This window comes from Azotobacter beijerinckii (assembly GCF_900110885.1).
In the GTDB taxonomy this organism is placed as follows: Bacteria; Pseudomonadota; Gammaproteobacteria; order Pseudomonadales; family Pseudomonadaceae; genus Azotobacter; species Azotobacter beijerinckii.
This window is the reverse complement of record NZ_FOFJ01000089.1, coordinates 1-10,953: the sequence shown is the minus strand read 5'-3', so window position 1 is coordinate 10,953 and position 10,953 is coordinate 1. Positions and strand designations below refer to the sequence as shown.

The 10,953-nt window shown below is 63.5% G+C and carries 11 protein-coding genes; 4 read left to right on the top strand and 7 right to left on the bottom strand.

Translation table 11 applies throughout. The annotated features are described in order from the left end of the window. The first annotated feature begins 626 nt into the window (after positions 1-626). On the top strand, positions 627-1,211 hold the full coding sequence (locus tag BMY22_RS21505) for a DEAD/DEAH box helicase family protein (protein WP_208599367.1): 585 nt from the start codon (positions 627-629) through the stop codon (positions 1,209-1,211). A gap of 28 nt (positions 1,212-1,239) precedes the next feature. Here BMY22_RS21505 and BMY22_RS21500 read toward each other — a convergent pair whose 3' ends face one another. The 5 genes from BMY22_RS21500 to BMY22_RS21480 all read right to left on the bottom strand — a co-directional run bounded on the left by BMY22_RS21500 (position 1,240) and on the right by BMY22_RS21480 (position 5,715). Beyond that, positions 1,240-2,340, bottom strand: coding sequence for an alkene reductase (locus tag BMY22_RS21500; RefSeq protein ID WP_090625306.1), 1,101 nt, complete (start codon positions 2,338-2,340; stop codon positions 1,240-1,242). Positions 2,341-2,397: 57 nt separating this feature from the next. Beyond that, entirely contained in the window at positions 2,398-3,453 is a 1,056-nt protein-coding gene (locus BMY22_RS21495; RefSeq protein ID WP_090625304.1) for an aldo/keto reductase, read from the bottom strand. A 64-nt stretch (positions 3,454-3,517) separates the two neighbouring features. Further along, positions 3,518-4,159: a cysteine hydrolase family protein gene (locus BMY22_RS21490; RefSeq protein WP_090625303.1), complete on the bottom strand. Its 642-nt coding sequence runs from the start codon at positions 4,157-4,159 to the stop codon at positions 3,518-3,520. Between the two features lie 78 nt (positions 4,160-4,237). Then, positions 4,238-4,825 (bottom strand): cysteine hydrolase family protein, encoded by a 588-nt coding sequence (locus BMY22_RS21485; RefSeq protein ID WP_244158959.1) that lies wholly within the window; start codon positions 4,823-4,825, stop codon positions 4,238-4,240. Positions 4,826-4,890: 65 nt separating this feature from the next. Beyond that, positions 4,891-5,715 carry an alpha/beta fold hydrolase gene (locus tag BMY22_RS21480; RefSeq protein ID WP_090625301.1) on the bottom strand — a complete coding sequence of 275 codons (825 nt, stop codon included), beginning with the start codon at positions 5,713-5,715 and terminating at the stop codon, positions 4,891-4,893. 299 nt (positions 5,716-6,014) lie between these two features. Between BMY22_RS21480 and BMY22_RS25460 the strand changes: the two genes are divergently transcribed. Next, on the top strand, positions 6,015-6,422 hold the full coding sequence (locus BMY22_RS25460; protein WP_090625300.1) for a helix-turn-helix domain-containing protein: 408 nt from the start codon (positions 6,015-6,017) through the stop codon (positions 6,420-6,422). Here BMY22_RS25460 and BMY22_RS21470 read toward each other — a convergent pair. Further along, positions 6,412-7,386 (bottom strand): helix-turn-helix domain-containing protein, encoded by a 975-nt coding sequence (locus BMY22_RS21470; RefSeq protein ID WP_090625298.1) that lies wholly within the window; start codon positions 7,384-7,386, stop codon positions 6,412-6,414. The genes BMY22_RS25460 and BMY22_RS21470 overlap by 11 nt on opposite strands. A gap of 260 nt (positions 7,387-7,646) precedes the next feature. Between BMY22_RS21470 and BMY22_RS21465 the strand changes: the two genes are divergently transcribed. Together BMY22_RS21465 and BMY22_RS21460 are read left to right on the top strand one after the other, a co-directional pair. Then, entirely contained in the window at positions 7,647-8,420 is a 774-nt protein-coding gene (locus BMY22_RS21465; protein ID WP_244158958.1) for an AraC family transcriptional regulator, read from the top strand. 137 nt (positions 8,421-8,557) lie between these two features. Continuing rightward, complete coding sequence (locus BMY22_RS21460) at positions 8,558-9,496, top strand: DMT family transporter (protein ID WP_090625295.1); 939 nt, start codon at positions 8,558-8,560, stop codon at positions 9,494-9,496. 395 nt (positions 9,497-9,891) lie between these two features. Here BMY22_RS21460 and BMY22_RS21455 read toward each other — a convergent pair whose 3' ends face one another. Next, positions 9,892-10,764 (bottom strand): LysR family transcriptional regulator, encoded by an 873-nt coding sequence (locus BMY22_RS21455; RefSeq protein WP_090625294.1) that lies wholly within the window; start codon positions 10,762-10,764, stop codon positions 9,892-9,894. Between the last annotated feature and the right edge of the window lie 189 nt (positions 10,765-10,953).

The following is a 10,953-nucleotide window of genomic DNA, read 5'->3' as shown; positions in this document are numbered from 1 at the left end:
TTTTCCTGAGGGTATGCGACCTCAGGGTTAATGGCTTCAAGACAAGAAATCGGTGACGGGAAAAACCGACTTGTAATAGCAGAGGAGCATATTGGGCAGGACTTATGGTCTTACTGCAGCAGAGTGTCTGCTAGGGAAAGACGCAGGACATTCAGGGGAAGGATGGATATCGCCCCCGCTCACGGGTGTATAGGCAGCTGGAAGCATAAGGAATCCCTCTCGACTCTGAGACGAGACCGCGCTCTCTTTGCGGTCTGTAACCTTACAAAGCAGCGCCTGCCACGGCCGTTTTGTTGTTTTAGTCAATTACCGTCAAGACTGTTTGGGCGGTGAGCAAGCCTGCGCCCAATCCTGTGCCATTGAAACAGTTTCACCTTAGTGTCAGATATTTCATTGACAAAATAGCCTTTCCTCGCACTTTACTTAAAATGAATCGTTTCACCAAGAATTTTATTGATATTTCTGTAGGGCCTGTTGCCGTTTTAGCGTAAGGCACGACGGAGGCCCCATGCGGCGTTGCGGGACGCATCGCCCTGCAACACGGCCCCAAGGTGCAGCTCGGCGCCTTGGGATTTGCCGGCTGCCGAGTAGCATGGTCAGAACAACGCAGGCGTGAGATCAGGACCATGCAATTCACCCTTGAACAGGAGCCGGCGATCCGCTCGCAGGCCAGAATCCTCAAGCTCATCGCCTTCGCCGGCACCGGCAAGACCACGACCCTGGTGGGCTACTCCCAGGCCCGTCCGCAGGCCCGGATTCTGTACCTCTGCTACAACAAGAGCGTCGAGGTCGCCGCCAAGCAGAAATTCCCCCTCAACGTGACCTGCAAGACCTCTCACGGCCTGGCCTACGGTGCTGTCGGTACGAAGTACAAGCACAAGCTCGGAAACCTGCGCCTCACCGACATCGCCCGGGCCATCAACTCCCAGAACTGGGAAATGGTCCGCAGCGTTCAGGAGACGTTGAACAACTACCTCGCCAGCGCGGACGAGAAAATCGGACTGTTCCACTTCCCCGGAGAAAAACTGCAGAACGAGCGCATGCGACGGGCCGCCGACAGTATCGTCGAGGCCACCCGCCGGCTCTGGGCGCAGATGTGCGACGTGCACAACACCGTCGTCAGCATGCCCCTTGGCAAACCGGGAATGCCGGTCACGCTCTCAACGCTCTGGCTGCGAGAGCGGGAAGTCCCTCATCAATGCGCAGCATGATGAGGGGAGCATTCACAGGTAACCGAGTTCAACCAGCCCAAGCCGGATAATCGGTATAGCCTTCGGTGCCACCGCCGTAGAAGGTCGCCTGATCCGCCTCGGCAAGGGGCGCACCCTGGGCGAAGCGCTGCACCAGGTCGGGGTTGGCGATATAGGGCCTGCCGAAGGCCACTGCGTCAGCCAGTCCAGTTTGCAGCAGGGCTTCCGCACGGGCCGCAGTGTAGCCGCCGCAGACCACGATGGCGCCGGGGAAGCGGGCGCGGACGGCTTCGCGAAAGTCCTCGGGGTAGCCCGGCACGCCCATCCATTCGGCCTCGTGCAGGTGCAGGTAGGCGAGGCCGCGCCGGCCCAGTTGGTCGGCCAGGTACAGCGCCATCGGTCCGGCTTCGGCATCCTCGATGTCGTTGTAGGGCATCCAGGGCGACAGGCGGATGCCGACCCGTTCGGCACCCACCGCGGCGACCACCGCATCGACGACTTCCAGCACCAGGCGCGCGCGGTTCTCGAGAGAGCCGCCGTAGGCGTCGGTGCGCCGGTTGGTGGCGGTGGCGAGGAACTGGTGCAGCAGGTAGCCGTTGGCGGCATGGATCTCCACCAGGTCGAAGCCGGCGGCGATGGCGTTGCGGGCGCCCTGGGCGTAGTCGGCGACGATGCCGGGAATTTCCTCGGTGCACAGGGCGCGCGGCTCGTCGCATGGCGGATGGGCGGGCGTGCCGTCGGCCTGGATGATGAAGGTCTGCATGTTGGCGCGAATCGCCGAGGGCGCGACCGGCTGACCGCCGCCGGGCTGCAGCGAGGCGTGGGAGATGCGCCCCACGTGCCAGAGCTGCAGCGCAATGTGCCCGCCCTGGCGGTGTACCGCGTCGGTCACCAAGCGCCAGCCGTCGATCTGTGCGCCCGAGTAGATGCCCGGGGTCAGTGCATAACCCTGGCCCTGGCGGGAGATCTGCGCCGCCTCGGCGACGATCAGCCCGGCGCCGGCGCGCTGCGCGTAGTACTCGGCGTTGAGGGCGGTCGGCACGTCGCCCGGCTGGGCTGCCCGGGAGCGCGTCAGTGGCGCCATGACGACGCGGTTGGGCAGGGTCAGCGTGCCGAGGCGGAAGGGGGACAGCAGCTTGTCGATGGCCATGCTTGCTCCTTGTCGAGGTCGACGGATGTGTCGATAAGTGATGGAGGCGCAGGTTGCTCAGGCGACGGGAATGGTCGGCATCCGGAAGTCCGGGTGGCCGCCCAGGGCGGCCGGCAGCTGCCCGGCGATCTGCTCGTGGGGCGTTCCCGGGGCGACGGCGCTGGCGGCCTCCAGGCGGGCGAGCTGTTCCGCGCTCGGGGCGAGCTGCAGCGCGCCGAGGGTCGCGTCGAGCTGCTCGCGGGTGCGCGGCCCGAGGATGGGGATCAGGCTGGTGCTCGAGCGGGCCGCCCGCTCGCGCAGCCAGGCGATGGCCACCTGGGTCGGCGAGGCTTCCAGTTCCGTGGCCACCGCCTGCAGGGCATCGAGGATCGCCGTCTCGCGCGGCGAGTTCTCGGTACGCACCAGGGTGCCGAGGCCGCTCAGGCGGCCTTCCGTCGTGCCCGCGCGGTACTTGCCGGTCAGCAGCCCGCCGCCGAGCGGCGACCAGAGCGCCGCGCCCAGGCCCAGCGCCTCGGCCATCGGCAGCAGTTCGCGTTCGGCGCTGCGCTCGGCCAGGCTGTACTCGAACTGGATGCCGGCCAGCGGCGCCCAGCCGCGCAGCTCGGCCAGCAGGTCCGCGCGGGCGATGCGCCAGGCGGGAAAGTTGGACAGGCCGGCGTGGAGGATCTTGCCGGCGCGCAGCAGATCGTCGAAGGCGCGGAGGATTTCCTCAAGCGGCGTCACGCCGTCGGCGGTGTGCGCCCAGTAGAGGTCGAGGTAGTCGGTGCCGAGCCGCTTCAGGCTGTCCTCCAGCGAGCGCACCATGTTCTTGCGGCCGTTGCCGGTGCGCGAGACCCCGGCGTCGGGCGAGGCGCCCAGGCCGTACTTGCTGGCGACGACGAAGCGCTCGCGGTCGCCGGCGATGAACTCGCCGAGCAGCGTCTCCGCCTGGCCGAACTGGTAGATGTCGGCGGTGTCGATGAAGTTGCCGCCGGCCTCCACGTAGCCGTCGAACACCCGCCGCGCCTCGTCGCGCTCGCTGCCGTAGCCCCAGCCCGTGCCGAAGTTGCCGGTGCCCAGCGCCAGCTCGGAAACGCGCAGGCCGGTGTTCCGGCCGAAGGTCATGTAACGCATGCAACTCTCTCCCTGATTGTCGGCACACCGGGGCGCGCCTGCATTTATATTGCGATCATGATTTTTAAAACCGGGACGCTGAATCCTGGTGCAATGCGGCAAGAAGCTCGGAAGTGCTGACAATCGCGTGAGCGTAGGTCGGTCCGTTGATCTCATGGGCGGCGTGCATGGCTTCGGCGCTGAATGCCGCCGTGGCGTCGCGAACCAGGGTCACGTGATAGCCCAGCTCCGCCGCGAACTTGCCGGTGGACTCGATACAGGTGTTGGCCAGCATCCCAACCACCACAACCTTCTCGATGCCATGCTGCTTTAGCTGGAAATCGAGGTCGGTATTGGCGAAGCCGCTTGCGCCCCAGTGCTCATGGACCACGATATCGCCCGGTTGGGGCTGAAAGTCCGGATGCCACTCACCGCCCCAGCTGTCGACAGCGAACACCTGTGCATGACTCGCATTCAGCTGGTAGGGGCTCGGATGCTTCCAGCTCTGCAAGTCGTTGGGCCGGGCCCGGTGGTGCGGCACATAGAAAATCCGGATGCCGGCCCGGCGCATGGCGTCGACCACCGCGCGCAAGTTGGCCAGCGTATCCACGGCATCGGCGACTGGCTTGGCCAGGCCGTGCAGCTTCCCGCCATCGCTGAGAAAATCGTTGTAGGGGTCGACGAGCAGCAAGGCTGTGTCGTCGCGGGAGTAGAGGCTTGCGTTCATTCTGCGCTCCTGCAGTCAGGGTAGGGGGCACCCCAGTCCCCCGGGGTTCACCCTTGGTGCTCCCGATGGTCGTTGGGGTCAGCTCGCCGGACGCGATGTCCCGCACGTCTTCAGATAGTCGGCGGTGGACACGACCGAGGCATAGCCGAAGGCGAGCGCGGCCATGAAGGCGGCATGCACCTGGGCCGCCGGGACTTTCACGCCATTGAACGCCAGGTCGAGCGTGGCGCAGGCGTCATGCAGCACTGTGGTCCGGTAGCCGAAATCGACCGCCGCACGGGTAATGCCATCCACGCACATATGGCTCATATTGCCGACCACCACCACTTCATCGATGCCATGGCGGTCGAGCACTGCCTTGAGGTCGGTCTCGCGGAAGGAGTTGATATGGTGCTTCAGCACCACGTGCTCGCCCGGGCGGTTGAGCACACTGGGATGGATCTGCGCACCTTCGGACCCGGGCCGGAAGAATGGCGCATCGTCGCTGGGGAATTCGTGGCGTATGTGCACCACCAGGTTTCCGCCTTCCCGGAAGGCATCGATCATCAGCGCCGCTTTGCCAGCGGCCTCCTCGACATGGCTGAGCGTCCATCTGCCGCCGGGGAAATAGTCGTTCTGGATGTCGACGACGATCAGTGCCTTCCTGCTGGCGTTCATGCTACTCATGACCTTCTCCTGCTGCTGAGGGGCCGATGGACAAGGCTATCGGCACGAATGGAAGGCAGGGATATTCAACCCTGCAGGAACGCCAGCATGTCGGCGTTGAGCTTTTCCTTGTGCGTATCGGTGATGCCGTGCGGCGCACCCGGGTAGATCACCAGTCTGGCATGACTGACCAGCTTCGCTGCGGCCCGGGCGGCCGCATCCACCGGCACGATCTGGTCGTCGTCGCCATGCAGGATCAGAGTCGGAATGTCGAACTTCTTTAGATCTTCGGTGAAATCGGTCTCCGAAAATGCCCTGATGCAGTCGTAGGCATTCTTGTGCCCGGCCATCATGCCCTGCAGCCAGAACGCATCGATCACGCCTTGGGAGGGCTTGGCGCCCGGCCGGTTGTAGCCGAAGAAGGGGCCGCTGGCGACAGCCTTGTAGAGCTGCGAACGGTCGGCAAGGGAGGCGGCACGCATCTCGTCGAATACCGCAATGGGCAGCCCGCCGGGATTGGCCTCGGTCCTGACCATCAGCGGCGGCACGGCGGAAATCAGCCCCGCCCTGGCGACACGTCGGGTTCCATGGCGGCCGATGTAGCGGGCCACTTCGCCGCCGCCGGTGGAAAAGCCAAACAGCGAGGCATCTTCGACGTCCAGGGTGTCGAGGAGTTGCGCCAGGTCGTCGGCGTAGGTGTCCATCTCGTTGCCGTTCCAGGGTTGACTCGAGCGTCCGTGCCCGCGCCGGTCGTGGGCGATCACGCGATAGCCGTTGGAGGCCAGGAAAAACATCTGGGATTCCCAGCTATCGGCGTTCAGCGGCCAGCCATGACTGAGGACGACCACGGGACCCGATCCCCAGTCCTTGTAATAGATCTGCGTGCCGTCGCGGGTGGTGATGGTACTCATGATCTTTCTCTCTCCATTGCGTCGTTGAGGAGCGGGAGTGGGAACGGCTGTTCCATGCCCCCCAGAGTGCCGATTGACGATGCAGCGAATAGCGAGTCGTGGGGGATTCTTGCGGAGACTGCTGCCCAGCGGCTACGTAAAATCGGCAAGCGAACGTCATGGTCCGGGCTGGGCACCGGGCGGTTCAAACGTTCCGTATGCCTCTGGTCGGTCATCTCTTCTCTTTGCCTGTTTTACGTAGTGCGCCAAGCAGGCTTGGCGCAGCCTGAAGGCCTATCCCAACCCACCCGATCAAGGACATGACCAAGGCTAAGGTTCCGTTACCTCGAACCAGGCTTACCCCATCCCGCATGAGCAGACGCCACACCTCGCGGGAAGCGATCATTGGCAAGGTGCTCGAGCTGCTTCCAGACAGGGAAGGCAAACCCTTACGACTAGCTGACCTGTGCAGGGCGACAGGCGTCAGCGAGCGGACATTGCGTTCGGCTTTCAGTGAGGCTTTTGGCATGGGACCTAGCCGCTACTTGAGGCTGCGTCGCTTGCACCTGCTACGAGCCGCGCTCGCCGTTGCCGATCACCGGCACGACACTGTGATGGCGATAGCCATGCGCTTTGGCTATTCGGATTGTGGTCACATGGCCTCGGAGTACTATGCCCTCTTCGGCGAGTACCCCAGTGCGACGCTTCTTCGCGGTGTCAACGGATAATGGAATGGAGGGGAAGGGTGCCAGCCGTCCGCGGCCGGCCATGCAGCGATTGCGAGGGGAGCTCTCCAAAGTAGGTTCTGTAATGGCCGGCGAAGCGGCCGAAATCCCATACTCCGTATTGCGCACAGATGCCGGTGATCGTGTCCCCGGGCCTCGCCTGAAGGATTGCGCCGCGTATCGTGTGCAGCCTGTGCATCATCAGGTAGCGATGCGGACTCATCCCGAGATAACGGTTGAAGACATTGCGCAGCGTACGTTCCGATGCGCCGGCCGCGACGCACAAGTCTTCCATATGGACCGGGGCCTCCTTGATCGACGCCAGCAACTCCAGAGCCTTGCGCAGAATCTGCTGGTGATCCAGGCGAAAGCGCGGTGTCCGGCCTGGCGTTGCAAGCGGGAGCAGCGTGCGGAACACCCGGTCCATCAACTCTGTCCGGGCGGCGTGCTCCGCGGCAGGGTTGTGCAAGTCTTCCGGCGCCTGCTGATCGATGCGAAACAGGCGGCGTGCGAGCCAGATGAGTGGCGCGATATCTATCTGGGCAACATTGACCAGGTTGCGCGACAGTATTGAAGGGTCGAACTCGTCCTCGTGCACCTTCGCCCAGCGCAGCACCCGTTCGCATGACATGGCCACCGTCATCCAGGTCGCCGGTTGACTGGCATCGATGTGGAACATCGCATCGGGAACCATCCAAGCCAGCAGGCGGCGATCGAAGCGATACCCGTTCACCACGGTGCATTCGTGTCGATTCAGCGGCAGAAAGATATTGAAGAAGCCGGGAAGACCGACGCCGCTGTAGACGGTCCCGGCACCCTCCCGGCCGAACATCAGGGCAACCCCGTTCAGTTCTACGACCCGCAGCCGCCAGTCGCGCTGCTGCCGCGAACGCAATACATAACGTCCTTGCACGCCATACAGCGCTTCTTCGAACTCGTCGAAGTCCGCACAGACAAGCCGGCTCATTGGCATTCCCCTGAAGAAAAAGCGCTCATCTTTCTTTGGCCGAAGTTCGAAAGCCCGTCTCAGACATAGAAGATCATGTGGAGAAACGGTGCTCAAGGACAAACGAAAGATCAGGCGGTGTTCCGCCCTGTCCGCAAATACCTACTCAAGTGCGACACAAGTCGCGAACCTCAATTCTGCGGGTTTACTCTTCTTCATCAACGCCTCTCGTTCGAAACGTCAACAGGCCCTTAAACGACTGCAATACGTGGATTTCCGTTTTGGCAAAAAGTGTAGATAGGCGCGACTACGAAAGTGCAGATCGCCCCATCGTGGTCATGGCGAAGGACTATCCAGCGGGACATGTCGTGCCGCGGCACACCCATGCTTGTGGGCAGCTCATCTACGCAGTTTCCGGGATCATGGAAGTTCGCACGGACAGCGGCCTGTGGCTGGTGCCGCCGCAACGTGCCTTGTGGATGCCCGCAGGGATCGCCCACGCCATGCGCACACGAAGCAGCCCGGTGGCATTGCGCACGGCATATGTTCGAGTGAATCGGTATCCCGCCGATGCACCTGAACAACCCAGCGCGGTACAGGTTTCGAGCTTGCTGCGGGAACTCATCCTGCGAGCAGCCGCGATTGCCCTTGACTACCCCGAGGACAGCCGGGATAGCCGCATTCTGGGTCTGATCCTGGAGGAAATCACCTGGTCGCCGGAACAGAGGCTGCATTTGCCCACGGGCCGGGATAGGCGGTTGGCAGCGATCTGCGAAGCAATCCTGGCCCACCCGCAGGACAACCGCACCTTGGACGATTGGGCCAGTCAACATGGCGCAACGGCGCGCACCCTGTCGCGCCTGTTCACGGCTGAACTTGGCGTGCCGTTTCGGGTATGGCGGCAGCAGGCGCGCGTCATGGCAGCTCTACCGCGCCTGGCCGCCGGCGAACCCGTGACGGTCGTGGCGCTGGAGATGGGCTACGACACGCCAGGTGCGTTTTCCTCCATGTTCAAACGGCTGCTGGGGGAGTCGCCCAGCCGCTACTTCCCATAGGCAGGCTGGTAACGCCTTTGTCCTGTTCGGCGTAATTATTGTCTTTCCGAGCGAAGCTCGATGAGCTGCAGGGAAACACACTATCTGGTGATTCGGCGGCATACCGCCTACCACCATTCCCGATAGGACCTGACTTCATGGATCCGCGTGTAGCGCAACGCCGCTATCTCCTGCTGATACTCTGCTCCACCTTTCTGCAAGGCTCGTCCTTTGTCGCCAGCAAGGTCGTCCTGACCGAGCTACCGCCCGTGTGGTTGGCCACGCTGCGGTTTTTCGTAGCCGCCCTATCGCTGCTGCCTTGGCTGTGGTTGCGTCACCGCAACCGTGTAGCTGGCGGCATGGCGGTTCCGATCACCGCCTTGCCCTGGCTGCGGCTGGCCGTCATCGGCCTCTTGCAGACGGCAGGCGTCATGGCGTTCTTGACGATGGGCCTGACGCAGACCACTGCCTCCAAAGCGGCGATCCTGATGGCCAGTAATCCACTGCTGGTGGCGTTGCTGGCCGGCATTCTGCTCAAGGAGCGGGTGCGCCCCCAAACCTGGCTGGGCCTGCTGCTGGCCTTCGCGGGCGTGGTGGTCTGCATCGGCGTGCAATCGGTGATGAGCGGCGCCATCGGCCACGGGGAAGTGCTGGTCATGGCGGGTTCGGCCTGCTGGGCGTTCGCCACGTTGGCCAGCAAGCGCTTTCGCTTGGCCATCGACACCTGGACGCTGGCGTTCTGGCAAATGCTCGTCGGCGCGGCCGCACTTACTCTGCTGGCAGCTTGGCGTGGCGAGCCGTTCGTCTTGCCAACTGATACGGCGGCCGCCTTCCTGTGGCTGGCCATTCCCGCCTCGACGGGCGCCATGGGGTTGTGGTTCGCTGCGTTGCATGCGGGTGGTGCTGTCCGCACCAGTGGCTTCCTGTTCCTGTGTCCCTTCTTTGCTGCACTCATCGCCTTTGCCACCGGGGGCGAAATGCTCTCCACCCACGAATTGCTGGGTGGTGTGATGATCGCCGTGGGCATCGTCCTACTGTCCCGGACACCGGCCGCGCAGCCTGCTCATCAAGCGGCTTCCCTGGAGAACATGCCATGAGGGGTTCTGTCGCAATAGCGCGGCCAGGTAAGCTGAGCGCTCGAAACGAAACCGACCGAGGCGCCGATGACCCTGCTCAGCCCAGCGACGGCTCGCGCCCATGTCTCCACCGACCGCCTCATCAAGGCCTCAAAAAGCAAAAGACATTGAAAGGGATAGCTCTTAATATCTCTTGATAGCTTTTGATATCTATTTGCAGATACTCATATCTACCAATAGATACCATCAGCAGCCGGGGGAGAGCTGTTGGCCTGAGCCTCTTTGTTCAAGCCAGCCCTTCCCAACCTCGCGCAGCTCGAAGCTTGAAGCTCCCCCACTGCCCCTGGGCATCCCGGAAAATCCAGCCGATATTTTCTGCCTCGATCCGGTATAGCTGGCAGCCGGGTGACGAAGGCTCAGCCGGATACTGCAGCGAATGCCGCGGCGATGGCGTCGATGACCACTCGGACCCGGGCGGTGTGGCGCACGTCCTTGTGGGTCACCAGCCAGATGTCGTAGGGCGGGCATTCGCGCGCGGGCCACAGACGCACCAGACCGTCGGCCTCGCCGAACGGTAGCGGGACCTCGCCGATGCCCAGACCGTTGATCAGTGCGCGGCGCACCAGCAGGCCGGAGGTGCAGGTCATGGCGATGCGGCCATGGGTGATCGGTTCGGACCCCAGCGTCACCTCCTTGCCGCTGTCCAGATACGGCTGATAGAGCACCAGGTCATGCCCGGCGAACGCCGTGCCGGGCTCGGGCACACCGCGGGCTTGCACGTAGTCCGCCGAGGCGAAGATGGCGCTGCTCCAGCGCGCGACGCGGCGCACGATCAGATCGGGGTTCTCCGGCTTGAGGGTGCGCACCGCGATGTCCGCCTCGCGCTTGCTCAGGTTGAGCAGTTGGGTCGAGGCCTGCAGTTGCACCTCGATGCCGGGCTGCGCCTGGTACAGGCGGGCGATCGCCGGGATGACGAAGTCGATGGCGAACGAGTCGGTGGTGGTGACCCGCACCACGCCGCTCATGCGGTCGTCCATGCCGAGGATCTGCCGCTGCAGCTCGGCGGCCGAGGACTCCATGTTCAGCGCTGCGGTCATCGCCACTTCGCCAGCGGCCGTCAGGCTGTAGCCGCGGGAAGTGCGCAGGAACAGGGTAGCGCCCAAAGCGTGCTCCAGGGAGGCCAGACGGCGCCCGACGGTGGCCTGGTCGACACCCAGTGCCCGGGCCGCGCTCCGCAGGGTCTGCTCGCGGCACAGGGCGAGAAAGATCCGCGTATCATCCCAGTTCATGTCGATCCCCCTATGATGTAAATCTGCATCTGTACGAATGAAACTTGCTGCATTATTTCACTGCTCGGCGCTTCTATGATTCCCCCCATCGCCACTGAACGGCGCTTCTCGACAGACGCCAGGGGTCATCATGAATGCCGAATGCTCCAGCCTCACTGCCAACCGCACCTCTCCATGGCTGCCGATCTG

Excerpts from the sequence above, each read along its gene's own strand:
- BMY22_RS21500 (WP_090625306.1), bottom strand. The coding sequence starts at position 2,340 with ATGGCCATCGACAAGCTGCTGTCCCCCTTCCGCCTCGGCACGCTGACC.
- BMY22_RS21485 (WP_244158959.1), bottom strand. The coding sequence starts at position 4,825 with ATGAGTAGCATGAACGCCAGCAGGAAGGCACTGATCGTCGTCGACATC.
- BMY22_RS25460 (WP_090625300.1), top strand. The coding sequence starts at position 6,015 with ATGACCAAGGCTAAGGTTCCGTTACCTCGAACCAGGCTTACCCCATCC.
- BMY22_RS21505 (WP_208599367.1), top strand. The coding sequence starts at position 627 with ATGCAATTCACCCTTGAACAGGAGCCGGCGATCCGCTCGCAGGCCAGA.
- BMY22_RS21480 (WP_090625301.1), bottom strand. The coding sequence starts at position 5,715 with ATGAGTACCATCACCACCCGCGACGGCACGCAGATCTATTACAAGGAC.
- BMY22_RS21470 (WP_090625298.1), bottom strand. The coding sequence starts at position 7,386 with ATGAGCCGGCTTGTCTGTGCGGACTTCGACGAGTTCGAAGAAGCGCTG.
- BMY22_RS21495 (WP_090625304.1), bottom strand. The coding sequence starts at position 3,453 with ATGCGTTACATGACCTTCGGCCGGAACACCGGCCTGCGCGTTTCCGAG.
- BMY22_RS21490 (WP_090625303.1), bottom strand. The coding sequence starts at position 4,159 with ATGAACGCAAGCCTCTACTCCCGCGACGACACAGCCTTGCTGCTCGTC.
- BMY22_RS21455 (WP_090625294.1), bottom strand. The coding sequence starts at position 10,764 with ATGAACTGGGATGATACGCGGATCTTTCTCGCCCTGTGCCGCGAGCAG.
- BMY22_RS21460 (WP_090625295.1), top strand. The coding sequence starts at position 8,558 with ATGGATCCGCGTGTAGCGCAACGCCGCTATCTCCTGCTGATACTCTGC.